Raw genomic sequence first — 16,766 nt, forward strand, 5'->3', positions numbered from 1 at the left:
GGTCACCTCCTCACCAGGCGCCGCAGTCCGAGGGCGGTGCCCGCGGCGCCGGCGGCGACGAGCCCCGCCGCGGTCGCGGTCGTCGCCCAGCGGACGGTGGCGGAGGGCCGGGACGGGCGGTCGGCCAGTCGTTCCGGTTGCTCGCTCGGCAGATTGCCGTCGAGCCCGAGTGCGAGGACCTCGGCGAGGTGCAGGGCGCGGCGCCCGGTCCCGCCCTCCTCGATCTGGGTGCGGCAGCTGAAGCCGTCCGCGAGGACCAGGCTGCCGGGGGCGGCGCCCCGGACGGCGGGCAGCACGCCCTGTTCGCCGACGGCCATGGAGACCTCGTGGTGACCGCGTTCGAAGCCGAAGTTGCCGGCCAGGCCGCAGCATCCCTCGTCGAGGACGTCGGCGTCGAGGTGGGCCCGGCGCATGAGTTCGCGGTCGGCGTCGAACTTCATGACGGCGTGCTGGTGGCAGTGGGTCTGCACGGTCGCCCGCCGGCCCATCCGCGGTGGGTGCCAGCCGTCCGGGGCGTGGTGGACGAGCTGTTCGGCGAAGGTGCGGACCTGCCCGGCGAGGCGTTGCACGTCCTGGTCGGCGGGCATGAGTTCGGGGGCGTCGGCCCGGAACACCGCGGTGCAGGACGGTTCGAGGCCGATGATCGGGGTGCCGGCCTCCAGGTAGGGGCCGAGCACGTCGAGGGTGTGGCGCAACTTCTGCTTGGCGAGGGGAAGTTGTCCGGTGGAGATCCAGGTGAGGCCGCAGCACACCGGCTCGGTGGGGACGGTGACCCGGAACCCGGCGTCCTCCAGGACGCGCACCGCCGACCACGCGATCGAGGGGTGGAAGTAGTTGCTGAAGGTGTCGGGCCACAGCACCACGGTGCGCGGGTCGGCCGGGTCCGGCTCCGCCCGGCCGGCTGCCTCCCACCCCTGCACGAAGGACTTCCGGGCGAAGACGGGGGCCGAGCGGGCCTCGTCCACACCGGCCAGCCGCTTGCCCGCGCGGGCCAGACCGGGCGCGTGCAGCGCGGAGTTGACCAGGCCGGGGGCGAGGCGGGAGAGCCGTGCCCACAGCGGGAGCCAGCCCATGGAGTAGTGGGCGGCGGGCCGGACGCGGCCCTCGTAGTGGTGGGAGAGGAACTCCGCCTTGAGGGTCGCCATGTCGACGCCGGTCGGACAGTCCGACTTGCAGCCCTTGCAGGCCAGGCACAGGTCGAGCGCGTCGTTGACGGCGGTGGAGCGCCAGCCGTCCTTGATCGCGGAGTCGGCGTGCCCGTCGAGCATCTCGAACAGCAGCCGGGCCCGGCCGCGGGTGGAGTGCTCCTCCTCCATGGTGGCCCGGTAGGAGGGGCACATCACGCCGCCGGAGTGGCCCCGGCAGTTGCCGATGCCGACGCAGCGCATCACCGCGCGGTCGAAGGAGTGGTCGTCCTCGGGGAAGCCGAAGTGGGTCGCGGGGGTGTCCGGCCGCCAGTCGGGGCCGAGGCGCAGCTGGCCGTCGACCGGGTTGGGGTCGACGATCTTGCCGGGGTTCATCCGGCCCCGCGGGTCGAAGAGGGTCTTCAGCTCGCCGAAGGCGGTGACGAGCCGTTCGCCGAACATCCGGGTGAGCAGTTCGCCACGGGACTGGCCGTCGCCGTGCTCGCCGGAGAGCGAGCCGCCGTAGGAGGAGACGAGGTCGGCAGCGCGCTCCACGAAGCGGCGGAAGTCGGCGACGCCCTCGGCGGTCTTCAGGCCGAACGGGATGCGGGTGTGCACGCAGCCCTGTCCGAAGTGGCCGTACAGGGAGGGGTGGTCGTAGTCGAACTCCTCGAACAGCTTCTTCAGGTCGCGCAGGTAGTCGCCGAGCCGCTCGGGCGGTACGGCGGAGTCCTCCCAGCCCTCCCAGGTCTCGCGGTCGTCCGGCGGGCGGGCGGTGACGCCGAGCCCGGCCTCGCGGGCCTTGAGCATCTTCTGCTCGCGCTCGGGGTTGTCGGAGAAGCCGACGCTCGGGTCCTTCTCGTCGCGGCCGATCGCGCGCAGCAGCGCGTGCGCCTGCTCGTCGACGTCCTCCTGGCTGTCGCCGCTGTACTGTACGAGCAGCCAGCTGTCGCCCTCGGGGAGGGTGTTGAGGGAGTCGAGGTAGGCGCCCTCCTCGCGCATCAGCTGGGCCATGCGGCCGTCCAGGGCCTCCAGCTGGCTGGGCGAGCAGTGCTCCAGCAGACGCGAGACGTCGTCGCCGGCGGCGCAGATGTCCTCGTAGCCGAGGACGAGCAGCGACTGGTACGGCGGCACGGGTACGAGGTCGAGTTCGGCGCGCAGGACGGTGACGAGGGTGCTCTCGCTGCCGACGAGGGCCCTGGCCACGTCGAAGCCGTTCTCGGGCAGCAGGGAGTCGAGGTTGTACCCGGAGACGCGGCGCGGGATCTTCGGGTAGCCGCGGCGGATGTCGGCCAGGTACTCGGTGGAGATGCGGTCGAGCCCGGCGTAGATCTCGGCGAGCCTGCCGCCGCCCTCGATGATCCGGGCCCGCTCGGCCGGCGGGGTGGGGCCGACCCAGGCGCGCTGCCCGTCGTAGGTGAGGATATCCAGCCGGCGGACGTTGTCGACGGTCTTGCCGTAGGCCTGGGCGGAGGCGCCGCAGGAGTTGTTGCCGATCATCCCACCGAGCGCGCAGTGCGTGTGGGTGGACGGCTTCGGCCCGAACTGCAGCTTGTGGGGGGCGAGTTGCCGGTTGAGTTCGTCCAGGACGATGCCGGGCTCCACCACACAGGTGCGCCGCTCGGCGTCGACGGAGATCAGGCCCGTGCAGTACTTGCTCCAGTCGATCACCACCGCGGCGTTGGTGGACTGCCCGGCCAGGCTGGTGCCGCCGCCCCGGGACAGGACCGGGGCGTCGTGGCGTGCGCACACCGCCAGGGCCCGGGCCCCGTCCTCCACCGTGCGGGGGACCACCACCCCCAGCGGGACCTGCCGGTAGTTGGAACCGTCCGTGGCGTAGGCGCCGCGGCTGCCCGCGTCGAAGCGGACCTCGCCGTCCACCTCGGCACCGAGTGCCGCCTCCAGCGCGGACATGTCCGCAGGGGTCATCTGCACTCCTCGATCCCACCGTCGTACTGCCTTGTCCCGACGACCGGCGAGTACCCGACAATTCGCCAGGCAAAGCTGAACAGTTTCGACTGGACAGTTGTGGCTGACGGACCTAGGCTGGCGGTATGGACCACATCTCCGACTCGGCCGTGCGGGCCGCCCGCGATCTGCGGGTGGTCTTCAGCCGGCTGCGGCGCCGCATCCGCGAGATCGCCCAGGACGCGGACCTGACCCCGTCGCAGGAGTCGGCGCTCACCCTGGTCGGCAAGCACGGCGCGGCCACGGCCAGCGCGCTCGCCGCCGCCGAGGGGGTGCGTCCGCAGTCCATGGCCACCACGCTGGGCGCGCTGGAGCAGCACGGGCTGATCCGCCGCGCCCCGGACCCCGATGACGGCCGCCGCCAGCTGATCACCCTGACCGACTCCGGCCGGGCCCGCATCGAGGGCAACAAGCAGGTGCGCGAGGAGTGGCTGGCACGCGCGTTCCAGGACCGGTTCACCGACGAGGAGCGCCGGACGGTCCTCACGGCGCTGGAGCTGATGGAACGGCTGTCGCAGCCGTGACCCCCAGGCTCACCGGCGCCACCCGCAGGACCGGCGCGCCCCCCGCGACCGGGTTCGACCGCCGGCTCATCCCGCCGATGATCCTCGGTTCGGTACTGAACCCGATCAACTCCTCGATGATCGCCGTGGCGCTGGTGCCGATCGGCGTCGCCTTCGGGGCCCCTCCCGCCGAGACGGTGTGGCTCGTCTCCGCGCTCTACCTGGCCACCGCCGTCGGCCAGCCCGTCATCGGGCGCCTGGTGGACATGTACGGCCCGCGCAGGCTCTACCTCATGGGCACCGCCCTCGTCGGCGTCGCCGGCCTGCTGGGCGCCCTCGCCCCCACCCTCGGCGCGCTGATCGCGGCCCGGGTGCTGCTGGGCCTCGGCACCTCGGCGGCGTACCCGGCGGCCATGCGGCTCACCCGCAGCGAGGCCGAGCGCACCGGGCAGGACAGCCCGGCGGGCGTGCTGACCGCGCTCGCCGTCGCCAACCAGACGGTGGCCGTCGTCGGGCCGGCGCTCGGCGGTCTGCTGATCGGGCTGGGCGGCTGGCGCGCCGTGTTCACCGTCAACGTGCCGCTGTCGGCGGCCTGTCTGGTGCTCGGCTCACTGCGGCTGCCCCGGACCGGGACCCGGCGGCAGGCCGTCGACGTGCCCGGCATGGCGCTGTTCGCGGTGCTGCTGGTCGCGCTGATGATCTTCCTGATGGCACCGCGCGCCGACCACTGGTACCTGCCGGTGTTCTCCGTCGCCGCGGCCGCGCTCTTCGCGGCGCGCGAGCTACGGGTGCCGGACCCCTTCGTCGACCTGCGTGTCCTCGGCGGCAACGGACCCCTGCTCGCCACCTACCTGCGCCAGTTGCTCGGCTACACCACCAGCTACGCCTTCATGTACGGCTACACGCAGTGGCTGGAGGAGGGCCGCGGTCTGGGCGCCTCCAGCGCCGGTCTCGCGCTGCTGCCGCTGTCGGTGACCGCGCTCACCGTGTCCACCCTCACCGGCCGCCGCGAGGCGGTGCGCGCCAAGCTGCTCACCGGCGCCGCCCTGCAGATCGCGGGCTGTGCCGTGCTGCTGCTGGTCCGGGCGGACAGCTCGCTGTGGCTGCTGCTCGTGGTCGGCGCGCTGCTCGGCATCCCGCAGGGGCTGATCGGCCTCGCCACCCAGAACGCCCTGTACCGGCAGGCCGACCCGGAGCGGATAGCCTCCGCGGCCGGACTGCTGCGGACCTTCATGTACCTCGGCGCGCTGGGCGCGTCCGCCGCCACCGCGGCCTTCTACCCCCACCGCGCCGACACGGCCGGGCTGCACGGCCTGGCCATGTTCATGCTCGCCGGCTCCGTCCTGCTGCTGGCGACGACCCTGCCGGACCGTTCCCTCGGCCGGCTCTCCCCTCGAAAGGCCTGACCGACTCATGTCGCTCACCACGCTCGACCCCCGTACCGCCCTCGTCGTGATCGACCTGCAGAACGGCATCGTGGGCATGCCCACCCAGCCGTACGCAGGCCCGGAGGTCGTCTCCCGTGCGGTGGAACTCGCCGACGCCTTCCGCTCCCACGGCCTGCCGGTGGTCCTCGTCCGGGTCTCCTTCGCGTCCGACGGGGCCGACGCCGTCCCCGGCCGCACCGAGCGCCAGCCGCGCGGGCTCTCCTTCCCCGAGGGCTGGGACGTCATCGTCGACGAGCTGTCCGGGCACGCCGGCGACATCCACGTCACCAAGCACAACTGGAGCGCCCTGTTCGGCACCGACCTGGACGTCCAGCTGCGCCGCCGCGGCGTCACCCAGATCGTGCTGACCGGCGTCGCCACCAGCATCGGCGTGGAGTCCACCGCCCGTGACGCCTACGCCCACGGCTACCACGTCACCCTCGCCACGGACGCGATGGCCGACGCCGACGCCGAGGCGCACGCCAACAGCGTCGAGCGGATCTTCCCGCGGCTCGGTGAGTCCGGCACCACCGCCGAGATCCTGGAGATGCTCGCCAAGACGCACGGCTGAGCCGCCGTCCCGGCCCCTTCGCCGCGGGTTGTCCGCACATCCGCGCGAGGGGCCGGGTTAGCATTCGGCCACGCGCACCATGTCACGCGGGCAACAGCCAGCGAACAAAGGGGGCTTGGAACCGGATGCCGGTCAAGGTCAGCGTCGTCGTCCCCGTGTACAACCCGGGGCCCTACATCGAGGACTGCATCGCCTCGCTGCTGCGCCAGTCGCTGCCCGTCGACGAGTACGAGGTCGTCTTCGTGGACGACGGCTCCACCGACGCCACCCCCGCCCGGCTGGACGCGCTCGCCGCCGAGCACCCGCACGTCAGGGTCGTCCGCCAGGAGAACTCCGGCTGGTCCGGGCGGCCCCGCAACGTCGGCATCGAGGCCTCCCGCGGCGAGTTCGTGATGTTCGTCGACAACGACGACCGGCTCGGCGACGAGGCCCTCGAGCGGATGTACGAGTACGGGGTCGCGAACAGCGCCGACGTGATCGTCGGCAAGATGGCCGGGAAGGGCCGCCCGGTGCCGGTGGAGCTGTTCCGCCGCAACCACCCCCGGGCCACCGTCGAGAACGCGCCCCTGATCGACAGCCTCACCCCGCACAAGATGCTCCGGCGCTCCTTCCTGGACCGCACCGGACTGCGCTTCCCCGAGGGCCGGCGGCGCCTGGAGGACCACGTCTTCGTCGCCGAGGCCTATCTGCGCGCGGACAACGTCAGCGTGCTCAGCGACTACGTCTGCTACTACCACCTCAAGCGCGACGACGCCTCGAACGCCGGGTTCCAGCGCTTCGACCCGGCCGGGTACTTCGCGAACCTCCGCGAGGCCCTCGACGTGGTCGAGCGGTACACCGAACCGGGCCCGCTGCGCGACAAGCTTCTGCGCCGCTGGCTGCGTGTGGAGATGGTGGAGCGGATGAGCGGCCGCCGGCTGCTGGCGATGCCCGACGACTACCGGCGCGAACTGCTGCGCGAGATGCACGCGGTGGTCGTGGAGCGCTTCGGCCCGGCCGTCGCCCCGGGGCTGCGGCCCGGCGGGCGGATCGTGGCCGCGCTGATCCGCGAGAACCGCTACGACGACCTCGTCGCCCTCGCCGAGTGGGAGGCCGGTGTGCGGCCCGGCGCGGTCCCGGCCCGGGTCGAGTGGCTGGGCGGCGGCCTGCGCGTGGACCTCACCGCCGAGTACGCCACCGCGACGGGCCCGCTCACGGTACCCGCCGACACGCCCGGGCCGCCCGTGGACGGCGCGCCCCGCGACCTCGCGGAGGCCGTGGCCTGGCTGGGCGCGGCCGCCGCCGAGGGCTTCGAGAAGGCCACGGCCGACCTGATCGTCCGCGACCGCGAGAGCGCCGCCTCCTTCTTCCAGCCGGTGACGGTCACCCGCGAGCGGGTCCCCGCCGGGGACGGCGGCACCCGGCTGGTGCTGCGCGCCACGGCCACCGTCGACCCCGCCGCAGCGGCGGGCGGCGCCCCGCTGGGCGCAGGGCTGTGGGACCTGTACGTGCGCGTGGGACTGGGCGGCTGGACCAAGGAGTGCCGCCTGGGCCCCGCCCCCGCGCAGGGGCCCGCGCTGCCCCCGGCCGGGATCGTCGCCGGCCGGGTGGTCCTGCCGTACTGGACGAAGCAGTACCGCAACCTCTCGCTGGACGTGGACCGCGCCACGAAGTCCCTCGGTCTGCACCGGCTCACCCCGGCGGACGCGGCGGTCTCCGACACCGAGACGCTCAGCCTCGCGCTGCCGCTGTACGTGCCGGACAGCACCGAGGCCGTCCTCCGGCTGACCGCCGGCGGCCCGGGCCGCACCGTCGAACGGCCGGCCGTGCTGACCCCCGCCGACGGCGTGCACTCGCTGCTGGACACCGCGCTGCCGCGGCGCGAGCTGCACGGCGCGGCCTGGCGCACGCAGTTGTGCCTGCCCGGCGGCCGGGTACTCGGGCTCCCGCTGCTGCTCACCGTGGGCCGCGGCGGCGTCGAGGTGACCCGTCCGGCGCCGCCCGGGCCGCTGCGGCGGCTGATACGCGTGGCGCGCCGCCTGGTGGGGGCCGCGCTCGGGACGACCACGAGACGGAAGGCGTGACGGCGTGCGGCGACTGGGGATGGCGGACGCCTGGGTGCTGGAGCCCCAGGTGTTCCCGGACGACCGGGGCAGCTTCCACGAGTGGTACCGGGGCGCGGAGTTCCGCGAGGCCACCGGCTACGACCTCGCCCTGGCACAGGCCAACTGCTCGGTGTCCCGGCGGGGGGTGCTGCGCGGCATCCACTTCGCGGACGTGCCGCCCGGCCAGGCCAAGTACGTCACCTGTGTGCGCGGTGCCGTCCTCGACGTGGTGGTGGACATCCGCGTCGGCTCCCCCACCTACGGACAGTGGGAGGCCGTACGGCTGGACGACGGCGCCCGGCGCGCGGTGTTCCTGGCGGAGGGCCTCGGGCACGCGTTCATGGCGCTGACCGACGAGGCCACGGTGGTGTACCTGTGCTCGGCCGGGTACGCGCCGGGGCGCGAGCACGGGGTGCACCCGCTCGATCCGCAGCTCGGCATCACCTGGCCGGAGGGCATCGGGCCGGTGCTGTCGGCGAAGGACGCGCAGGCGCCCACGCTCGCCGAGGCGGAACGGTCCGGGCTGCTGCCCGGCTACACGGACTGCTCCGCCCACTACGAGCGGCTGCGCTCGGGGGACTTCAGCGGATGACGGCGTAAGGGGCCAGCGCGCGCTGCAGCGGCTCCCAGCCGCGGGACCGCCCGGTCCCCCGGTTGCGGGCGGCGGCCAGCGGCTTCCAGAAGCCTGCCGCGAGGAACTCCCCGGGCTCGACCGCGGTGGTGCGTCCCAGGATCGACTCGGGCACCCTCTGCGGGTCGGCGACCTCGAACTCCGCGATGATCTCGTCGTACTTGTCCTGGAGCACGGTGCTGGCGGGATCGGCGCCGAACACCAGGAGCTGGCCGGTGGGCACGGTGTCGACCAGGACCGTCACCAGGTCGGGGCGGTACCGGCCGAGAATCTCCACCAACTTGTAGACGTCGCCGGTCCAGGCGTCGGTGTGCCGGTCGCGGGCGGCCTCGTCGACGTTGCGCGGCAGCATGTCGTCGAACACCACCACACTCGCCCAGTCGGCGTGCTTCTCGATGTTCATGAAGTCGCGCAGCGCGTACTCGAAGAGGTGCATGCCGTCGATGAACGACAGGTCCAGGGTGGTGCGCCGCCAGTAGCCGAACGGGCTGCGGTTGCGCGCCAGGTTGCGCAACGGGTGGCGGCCGCCCCGCAGATGGGCGAGCGGGTTCTCGCGGGCGAAGAAGGCGTCGCTGGTCGCCTTCGCCAGGTGCACGTCGCAGCGGATCTCCGTGACCACCTTGAACGCGGGGTCGACCGCGATGCTGGGCACCCGGGAGAGCGTCAGGCTCCGGCCGTCGTTGACGCCTATCTCCAGGTAGTTGCGGTTCGCGGTGACCTTGTGGAGTTCCCGCAGGAACTCGTGCCGTTTCACTTAAGACGTCTCCTTGCGGATGTGGGGCAGTGCTTCGTGCAGTGCGGACCGCCAGTCCCTGAGCGGCGGGAGGCCGACCGACCGCCAGCCGTCGTGGCCGAGGGCGCTGTAGGCGGGGCGGGGCGCGGGCCGGACGAAGGCCCGGCTGTCGGTGGGGCGTACCCGGTCCGGATCGGCGCCGGCCGCCCGGAACACCTCGCGCGCCAGCTCGTACCAGCTGGCCTCGCCGGAACTGGTGGCGTGCAGGACACCGTGCACCGCGATGTCGCCGAGGTCGGCGATGCGGGCGGCCACGTCCGCGCTCCAGGTGGGCTGGCCGCGCTGGTCGTCGACGACGTCGACCGCGGGACGGCGGGCCTCGAGTTCGAGCATGGTGCTCACGAAGTTGCGGCCGCGGGCGCCGTAGAGCCAGCCGGTGCGCAACACGACGGCGGTGTGCGGGAGTTCGGCGAGCACGGCGCGTTCCCCGGCGAGCTTGGTGCGGCCGTAGGCGGTGCGCGGGTCGGGCCGGTGGTCCTCGGGGTACGGGGTGGCGCGGTCCTCGCCGGAGAAGACGTAGTCGGTGGAGAGGTGGATCAGGCGGGCGCCGTGTGCGGCGCAGGCACGGGCGAGCAGCAGGGGGCCGCCGCCGTTGACGCGCAGGGCCGCCGCCTCGTCGCTCTCGGCGTCGTCCACGGCCGTGTAGGCGGCGCAGTTGACGACGACGTCCGGCCGGTGCCGGGCCAGCTCCCGTGCCACGGCGTCCGGTTCGGTGATGTCCAGGGCGGCCCGGTCGAGGCCGCTCACCTCCTTGCCGCGCTCGCGCAGTGCGTGCACGGTGTCGTGGCCGAGCAGGCCGCCCGCGCCGGTGACCAGCCACCTCATCGCGCACCCGGCCGCTTCAGCGGCTCCCACCAGTCCCGGTGGTCGCGGTACCAGGCGACGGTCTCGGCGAGCCCGGTGGTGAAGTCGCGGCGGGGCCGGTAGCCGAGTTCGTCGCGGGCCTTGCTCCAGTCGACCGAGTAGCGCAGGTCGTGTCCCTTGCGGTCGGTGACGTACTCGACCCGGTCCCAGCCCGCGCTGCAGGCGTCGAGGAGCAGGCCGGTCAGTTCCCTGTTGCTCAGTTCCGTGCCCCCGCCGATGTTGTAGACCTCGCCGGGGCGGCCCTGGGTGCGGACGAGGTCGACGCCCCGGCAGTGGTCGTCGACGTGCAGCCAGTCGCGGACGTTGCGGCCGTCGCCGTACAGCGGGACGGTCAGTCCGTCGAGGAGGTTGGTGACGAAGAGCGGAATGACCTTCTCGGGGAACTGGTGCGGGCCGTAGTTGTTGGAGCAGCGGGTGACCCGCACGTCCAGGCCGTGGGTGCGGTGGTGGGCGAGGGCGAGCAGGTCCGAGGAGGCCTTGGACGCGGAGTACGGGGAGTTGGGGGCGAGGGGGTGCTCCTCCGGCCAGGAGCCGGTGTCGATGGAGCCGTACACCTCGTCGGTGGAGACGTGCACGAACGGGCCGACGCCGTGCCGCAGGGCCGCGTCCAGCAGGGTCTGGGTGCCGAGGACGTTGGTGCGCACGAACTCGGCCGCGCCCTCGATGGACCGGTCGACGTGCGACTCGGCGGCGAAGTGCACCACCTGGTCGGCGTCGGCCATCAACGTGTCGACCAGCGCGGCGTCGCAGATGTCGCCGTGCACGAAGTCGAGGCGGGAGTGGCCGGACGGGAGATTGGTGCGCGTGCCGGCGTAGGTGAGCCGGTCCAGCACGGTGACGCGGGGCGCGCCGGGCGGGTCGTCGGCGAGGAGCGTACGGACGTAGCGGGAACCGATGAACCCGGCGGCGCCGGTGACGAGGAGGTTCATGAACGGATCTGCACCTTGCTGTGGTCTCCGAGGACGAGTCGGTGTGCACTGGGAACTCCGGCCGCCGGGGTCACCTCGGCATGCCGGCCGATCAGCGAGGACTCGATCCGGCCCACCCCGTCGATGGAGGAGTCCCGCAGCACGATGGAGAACTCCAGTTCGCTGTCGGTGATCCGGCAGTTCTCCGCGACGGAGGTGAAGGGGCCGACGTAGGAGTCGCTGACGACGGTTCCGGCGCCGATGACGGCCGGGCCGACGATCCGTGAGTTCGCGATCCTCGCGCCCTCCTCGACCACCACCCGGCCGACGGTCTCGGAGGCGTCGTCCACCTCGCCGTCGATGCGCCGCTCGACGCCCTCCAGCACGGTCCGGTTGACCTCCAGCATGTCCTCGACGTTCCCGGTGTCCTTCCAGTAGCCCCGGACGATCGTGGAACGCACGTCGGCACGGCGGTCGATGAGGTGCTGGAGGGCGTGGGTGATCTCCAGCTCGCCCCGCCAGGACGGCCGGATGGCGCGTACGGCCTCGTGGACGGCCGGGGTGAAGAGGTAGACGCCGACCAGCGCGAGGTCGCTCTTGGGGCGCTCGGGCTTCTCCTCCAGGCCCACCACCCTGCCGTCGGGGCCGAGTTCGGCGACGCCGAAGGCGCGCGGGTCGGGGACGCGGGTGAGCAGGATCTGGGCGTCGGGGCGGGTGGTGCGGAACTCCTCGACCAGGGAGCGGATGCCGCCGACGATGAAGATGTCGCCGAGGTACATCACGAAGTCGTCGTCGCCGAGGAAGTCCCGGGCCACCAGCACGGCGTGGGCGAGTCCGAGGGGGCGCTCCTGAGGTATGTAGGTGACGTCCAGGCCGAACTTCGAGCCGTCGCCGACCGCTTCCTCGATCTCCGCCGCGGTGTCCCCGACGATCATCCCGACCTCGGTGATCCCGGCCTCGGCCAGCGATTCCAGGCCGTAGAAGAGGACGGGCTTGTTGGCCACCGGTACCAGCTGTTTCGCCGATGTGTGGGTGATCGGGCGCAGCCGGCTGCCGGTGCCGCCCGAGAGCACCAGAGCCTTCATTCGCCACACCCTAATGGCGATCGTCCGGATCGGACCTGCCCTTGCATGACCGGATGGTTACTACGACTTGACCCTGCGGTCGACGACGCTTTGCCAGGGTTGTCGGCGGCCGCGCCCCCGCCGTTCAGTCCTCGCCCCGCACTATGTTGTCCTCCACGGCCGTGTCCCGCTCCCGGGCGGCTCGGTCGGCCACGGCCGGCAGGCAGGTGCGCACGCCCTGGCCCCGCCGGCGGCGGGCCTTGGACCAGCCGGTCTCGGCGTACGGCGCTTCGGGCTTCTCACTCATGTGCGCGGTCACGACGCTTCATCCACTTTCCTGGCTCGGGCACACCGGCCGGCGGCTTCGGCCGGCGCGGCCGTGCGGAACGATGTGTGACCGGCCGGGTCCCCGCGCCCGGGGGCGGGCAAACCGGCGTACGGGCCGCCGCTCAGGTGCGTCCGCCGCCACCGCCGCCGAAGGACCCGCTGGACCCGGGCGACCAGCGCGGGCGGCGCTGGTCCGCGGCGCGCCGGGTGCCGACGTTGCCGAGTTGGTGGGGGGTGAGCCGTTCGCTGTCGTCGGCGGCGTGAGGGACCTCGTCGGGCTCGCGCACCTCGCGCATCTCACGCACCGGGCCCGACGGCGGCACCCTGGGCTGCTCGTCGGGGCGGGGCGGCGCCGACTCGTCCTGACGCACCTTGAAGCCCAGCCGGAAGGCCCAGATGAGCCCGGCGGCGAGGACGACGCCCGCGATCAGGATGAGGACGTACCCGAACACCTGTCGGCTCGTGGCTGCTAGGTACATGGCAGTGTTCATGCACGCCGGGTACCCGGGGACCCGGGGCGGATGCCTGGTCCGGAGCGCCTCGGCCGATCGGCGCAGCGGGGGCCGGTCACCGCGGTGGACGTGCAGGGCGTGGCGTGGGTGGGCGCCCGGCCACCCGGAGTAGCGTCGCCCAGGATGACCGAGCTACCCGAGATGCCGGAAACCCGCGAGATCGTCGTACGCTACCTGGCCCCGGCCCCGCGGCCCGGCCGTACGCTGCTGCGCTGGGTCACCACGACGGACCACAAGGTGATCGGCCGGCTGTACATGGTGACGGCGTTCTGCTTCTTCCTGCTCGCCGGGCTGCTGGCGCTCGGCATGCGTGCGGAACTGGCCCAGCCGGGCCTGCAGTTCCTGAGCCAGCACGGCTACAACGAGTTCTTCACCCTCCACGGCACGATCATGATGCTGCTGTTCGCCACGCCGATGTTCGCCGGGTTCTCCAACGCGGTGATGCCGCTGCAGATCGGCGCGCCGGACCTGGCGCTGCCGCGGCTGAACGCCCTGTCGTACTGGATGTACCTGTTCGGCGGCCTGATGGTGGTGTCCGGGTTCCTGGTGCCGGGCGGCGCGGCCGACTTCGGCTGGTTCGCCTACGCCCCGCTGAACAGCTCCTACTACTCGCCCGGGGCGGGCGGCGACCTGTGGGCGATGGGCCTCGTGGTCAGCGGTGTGTCCACCACGTTGACCGGCGTCAACTTCATCACCACGATCGTGTGCCTGCGCGCCCCCGGCATGACCATGTTCCGGATGCCGATCTTCACCTGGAACGTGCTGTTCACCTCGATCCTGGTCCTGCCCGCGTTCCCGGTGCTCACGGCCTCGCTGCTGTGCCTGGAGGCGGACCGCAAGTTCGGCGCGCACATCTTCGACGCGGCGAACGGCGGGGCGCTGCTGTGGCAGCACCTGTTCTGGTTCTTCGGGCACCCGGAGGTGTACATCGTGGCGCTGCCGTTCTTCGGGATCATCTCGGAGATCCTGCCGGTCTTCTCCCGCAAGCCCATGTTCGGGTATCTGCCGATGATCGGGGCGACGATCGCGATCACCATGCTGTCGGCGGTGGTGTGGGCGCACCACATGTTCGCCACCGGAGCGGTGCTGCTGCCCTTCTTCTCCGTGATGTCGTTCCTGATCGCGGTGCCCACCGGCATCAAGTTCTTCGCGTGGATCGGGACGATGGTCAACGGCTCGATCTCCTTCGAGACGCCGATGCTGTGGTCGCTGGGCTTCCTGGTGACGTTCCTGCTGGGCGGGCTCAGCGGGGTGCTGATCGCCTCGCCGCCGCTGGACTTCCACCTGACCGACTCCTACTTCATCGTGGCCCACCTGCACTACGTGCTGTTCGGCACCGTGGTGTTCGCGATGTTCGCCGGGTTCTACTTCTGGTGGCCGAAGTTCACCGGGAGGATGCTCGACGAGCGGCTCGGCAAGTGGCACTTCTGGCTGCTGTTCCCCGGGTTCCAGGCGACCTTCCTGGTGCAGCACTGGCTCGGCGAGGAGGGGATGCCCCGCCGGTACGCGGACTACCTGCCGTCGGACGGCTTCACGCTGCTCAACGCCATCTCCTCGGCGGGGGCGTTCGTGATCGGCGTCTCCACCCTGCCGTTCCTGTACAACGTCTGGCGCACCGCCACCAAGGGCGAGCGGGTCACCCTGGACGACCCGTGGGGCTGGGGGCGCGCCCTGGAGTGGGCGACCTCCTGCCCGCCGCCGCGGCACAACTTCGTGGCGCTGCCCCGGATCCGCTCGGAGGCGCCCGCCTTCGACCTGCATCATCCGGAGGCCGAGCTGCCGGCCGGCGAGGAGAGCGTGCGATGAAGGCCGAGTCGATGCTGTTCGGCGGGGTGGCGCTGTTCTTCGGCGGGGCCGCCGCGCTGTACGGGCTGTGGTCGAGGGAGGCGGCGGGCACCGCGGCGCTGATCGTGGCGGGCGCGATGGCGTCCGTGGTGTCCTTCTACTGCCTCATCCAGTACCGGCGCCGGGGGCCCCGCGCACAGGACCGCACAGACGCCGAGGTGGCGGACACGGCCGGGCCGCTGACGTTCTTCCCGGACGAGAGCTCGTGGCCGATCATCACCGCGCTGGGTTTCGCGGTGTCGGCGCTGGGCGTGGTCTACGGGCTCTGGCTGTTCCTCATCGGTCTGGGGATTCTTGCTCGCGGCGTGTTCGGTCTGGTCTTCCAGTTCGCGGACCGGTGAGCGGTCTGCGCGGGGCGCCGGGCCGGAAGGACTCGACGGGCTCGTGACCGCTCTCGAAGCCGCCGGCGACGGTCTGCCGGATCTCGCCGGTGGGCACGCCCTCGGCGAGCCGCTCCCGCTCGGCCTCGGTCAGCGCCCGGCACACCCACCTGGTCACCAGGAAGGCGAGGACGGGCGCCACGACGAAGGAGACGCGCAGCACCCAGGTGATGGCGTTGACGGAGATGTGGAAGGTTTCGGCGATGACGTCGTTGCCGCCGGCCAGCATCAACACACCGAAGAACACCGTGCCCGCGACGCCGAGGCCGGTGCGCACGGGCCGCTCGCGCGGGCGGTCGCACAGGTGCTGCTCGCGGTGCCACTCCCCCGTCAGGCGCTGTTCCACGAACGGGTAGGCGTACAGCACGAGGAAGACCAGCGTGGGCAGCACGACGGCCGGGAGCAGCACGTTCCACATGAGCGTGTGTCCGGCGAAGTTCGTCTCCCACGGCGGCACGAGCCGCAGCGAACCCTCCAGGAAGCCGACGTACCAGTCGGGCTGGGAGGCGGTCGAGACCTGGTCGGGCTGGTAGGGGCCGTAGGTCCAGATGGGGTTGATCTGCGCGACTCCGGCGAGCGCCACCAGGAGGCCGAAGACGGTCATGTTCAGGCCCAGCGAGGAGGCGGTGAACTGCGGGACCAGCGGCTTGCCGAGGACGTTGTGGTTGGTGCGGCCCGGGCCGCGCCACTGGGTGTGCTTGAGGTAGAACACCAGGATCAGGTGCACGACGACGAGGCCCAGGATCGCGCCGGGCAGCAGCAGGATGTGGAGGGAGTACAGGCGACTGACGATCTCGTGGCCGGGGAACTGACCGCCGAACATGAAGAACGCCACGTAGGTGCCGACCACCGGGAGGGACTGCATGATGCCCTCGGCGATGCGCAGCCCGGTGCCGGAGAGCAGGTCGTCGGGGAGCGAGTAACCCGCGAAGCCCTCGGCGAGGGAGAGCGCGAACAGGGTCACGCCGATCACCCAGTTGAGCTCGCGGGGGCGGCGGAAGGCACCGGTGAAGAAGATCCGGAGCATGTGCACGCCGATCGCGGAGACGAAGACCAGCGCGGCCCAGTGGTGGGTCTGCCGCATCAGCAGTCCGCCGCGCACCTCGAAGCTGATGTTCAGGGTGGAGTCGTAGGCGGCCGACACGAGCAGCCCCTGCAGCGGCACGTACGAGCCCCGGTAGACGACCTCGCGCATGTCCGGGTGGAAGAAGAACGTCAGCCACACACCGGTGAGGATCAGCACCACCAGGCTGTACAGGGCGATCTCGCCGAGCAGGAAGGCCCAGTGCTCGGGGAACGCCTTGCGCAGCAGCGAGCCGCCCTCGGAGAGCGGCAGCCGGCCGTCGACGGCGTCGGCGAACCGCTCGCCGCGGCGGGCACCGCGCTTCATCTGTCCTCCGGCGCCGCCGCCGCCCGCTCCACTTCCGCTTCGATCTCGTGGCGGGGCCGGCCGGTCTCCCTGGCGTACTCGCTCACCGCGGTCTGCACGTCCCGGGCGAGGTCCCGCCAGGCGCGCAGGGCGGTCTCGTAGGTGCCCGACTGGGCGCCGGTCATCCCCCGCTCGGCCGGCGGACCGTAGGTCTCCCGCAGGTCGTCGACCGTGGACTGGGCCGCGTCGGCCGCACGCTGCTTCTGCACCAGTTCTTCGAAGGTGTGAGCCACCCAACCGACCCTAGGGGCGGTGCGCGCACCCCGCCCGCCCAGCCTCCTCCGAACGGCCCCACCCCTGCCCGGACGGCGGGCCGCAGCGCGCCGTCGTGCATCG

16 protein-coding genes are annotated in these 16,766 nt (G+C 72.2%); 7 read left to right on the forward strand and 9 right to left on the reverse strand.

The window, feature by feature from the left end:
- Positions 1-2: 2 nt before the first annotated feature.
- Positions 3-3,053 (reverse strand): FAD-binding and (Fe-S)-binding domain-containing protein, encoded by a 3,051-nt coding sequence (locus tag ACZ7FF_RS26115; RefSeq protein ID WP_470814773.1) that lies wholly within the window; start codon positions 3,051-3,053, stop codon positions 3-5.
- 125 nt (positions 3,054-3,178) lie between these two features.
- On the opposite strand from ACZ7FF_RS26115, the gene ACZ7FF_RS26120 reads away from it, so the two are divergent.
- From ACZ7FF_RS26120 to rfbC, 5 genes are all read left to right on the forward strand, one after another.
- Positions 3,179-3,616 carry a MarR family winged helix-turn-helix transcriptional regulator gene (locus tag ACZ7FF_RS26120; protein ID WP_470814775.1) on the forward strand — a complete coding sequence of 146 codons (438 nt, stop codon included), beginning with the start codon at positions 3,179-3,181 and terminating at the stop codon, positions 3,614-3,616.
- The gene (locus ACZ7FF_RS26125) at positions 3,613-5,001 is read left to right on the forward strand and encodes an MFS transporter (protein ID WP_470814777.1); all 1,389 of its coding nucleotides are present in this window, start codon (positions 3,613-3,615) and stop codon (positions 4,999-5,001) included. Before ACZ7FF_RS26120 ends, ACZ7FF_RS26125 begins: the two co-directional genes overlap by 4 nt.
- Positions 5,002-5,008: 7 nt before the next feature.
- Positions 5,009-5,593 (forward strand): hydrolase, encoded by a 585-nt coding sequence (locus ACZ7FF_RS26130; protein WP_470814778.1) that lies wholly within the window; start codon positions 5,009-5,011, stop codon positions 5,591-5,593.
- 125 nt (positions 5,594-5,718) lie between these two features.
- On the forward strand, positions 5,719-7,656 hold the full coding sequence (locus ACZ7FF_RS26135; RefSeq protein WP_470814780.1) for a glycosyltransferase family 2 protein: 1,938 nt from the start codon (positions 5,719-5,721) through the stop codon (positions 7,654-7,656).
- 4 nt (positions 7,657-7,660) lie between these two features.
- On the forward strand, positions 7,661-8,269 hold the full coding sequence (gene rfbC, locus ACZ7FF_RS26140) for a dTDP-4-dehydrorhamnose 3,5-epimerase (protein ID WP_470814782.1): 609 nt from the start codon (positions 7,661-7,663) through the stop codon (positions 8,267-8,269).
- Here rfbC and ACZ7FF_RS26145 read toward each other — a convergent pair.
- The 6 genes from ACZ7FF_RS26145 to ACZ7FF_RS26170 all read right to left on the reverse strand — a co-directional run bounded on the left by ACZ7FF_RS26145 (position 8,259) and on the right by ACZ7FF_RS26170 (position 12,755).
- On the reverse strand, positions 8,259-9,062 hold the full coding sequence (locus ACZ7FF_RS26145; protein ID WP_470814784.1) for a class I SAM-dependent methyltransferase: 804 nt from the start codon (positions 9,060-9,062) through the stop codon (positions 8,259-8,261). The two genes, rfbC and ACZ7FF_RS26145, sit on opposite strands and share 11 nt — an antisense overlap.
- The gene (rfbD, locus tag ACZ7FF_RS26150) at positions 9,063-9,926 is read right to left on the reverse strand and encodes a dTDP-4-dehydrorhamnose reductase (RefSeq protein WP_470814786.1); all 864 of its coding nucleotides are present in this window, start codon (positions 9,924-9,926) and stop codon (positions 9,063-9,065) included.
- Positions 9,923-10,894: a dTDP-glucose 4,6-dehydratase gene (gene rfbB, locus ACZ7FF_RS26155; RefSeq protein WP_470814788.1), complete on the reverse strand. Its 972-nt coding sequence runs from the start codon at positions 10,892-10,894 to the stop codon at positions 9,923-9,925. Before rfbB ends, rfbD begins: the two co-directional genes overlap by 4 nt.
- A complete protein-coding gene (locus ACZ7FF_RS26160) occupies positions 10,891-11,958 on the reverse strand; it encodes a glucose-1-phosphate thymidylyltransferase (protein WP_470814790.1) in 1,068 nt (355 codons plus the stop codon). Before ACZ7FF_RS26160 ends, rfbB begins: the two co-directional genes overlap by 4 nt.
- A gap of 124 nt (positions 11,959-12,082) precedes the next feature.
- Positions 12,083-12,244, reverse strand: a complete 162-nt coding sequence (locus tag ACZ7FF_RS26165; protein ID WP_470814791.1) for a hypothetical protein — start codon at positions 12,242-12,244, stop codon at positions 12,083-12,085.
- Positions 12,245-12,386: 142 nt separating this feature from the next.
- Complete coding sequence (locus tag ACZ7FF_RS26170; protein WP_470814793.1) at positions 12,387-12,755, reverse strand: DUF6479 family protein; 369 nt, start codon at positions 12,753-12,755, stop codon at positions 12,387-12,389.
- A 144-nt stretch (positions 12,756-12,899) separates the two neighbouring features.
- Between ACZ7FF_RS26170 and ctaD the strand changes: the two genes are divergently transcribed.
- Positions 12,900-14,582: an aa3-type cytochrome oxidase subunit I gene (gene ctaD / locus ACZ7FF_RS26175; RefSeq protein ID WP_470814794.1), complete on the forward strand. Its 1,683-nt coding sequence runs from the start codon at positions 12,900-12,902 to the stop codon at positions 14,580-14,582.
- Positions 14,579-14,962: an aa3-type cytochrome oxidase subunit IV gene (gene ctaF / locus ACZ7FF_RS26180; RefSeq protein WP_470814795.1), complete on the forward strand. Its 384-nt coding sequence runs from the start codon at positions 14,579-14,581 to the stop codon at positions 14,960-14,962. Before ctaD ends, ctaF begins: the two co-directional genes overlap by 4 nt.
- Here the strand turns inward: ctaF and qcrB are convergent.
- Together qcrB and ACZ7FF_RS26190 are read right to left on the reverse strand one after the other, a co-directional pair.
- The gene (qcrB, locus tag ACZ7FF_RS26185; protein ID WP_470814796.1) at positions 14,898-16,391 is read right to left on the reverse strand and encodes a cytochrome bc1 complex cytochrome b subunit; all 1,494 of its coding nucleotides are present in this window, start codon (positions 16,389-16,391) and stop codon (positions 14,898-14,900) included. The two genes, ctaF and qcrB, sit on opposite strands and share 65 nt — an antisense overlap.
- Positions 16,388-16,663 carry a hypothetical protein gene (locus ACZ7FF_RS26190; RefSeq protein WP_470814798.1) on the reverse strand — a complete coding sequence of 92 codons (276 nt, stop codon included), beginning with the start codon at positions 16,661-16,663 and terminating at the stop codon, positions 16,388-16,390. Before ACZ7FF_RS26190 ends, qcrB begins: the two co-directional genes overlap by 4 nt.
- Between the last annotated feature and the right edge of the window lie 103 nt (positions 16,664-16,766).

The organism is Streptomyces sp. NPDC037126, assembly GCF_055605965.1.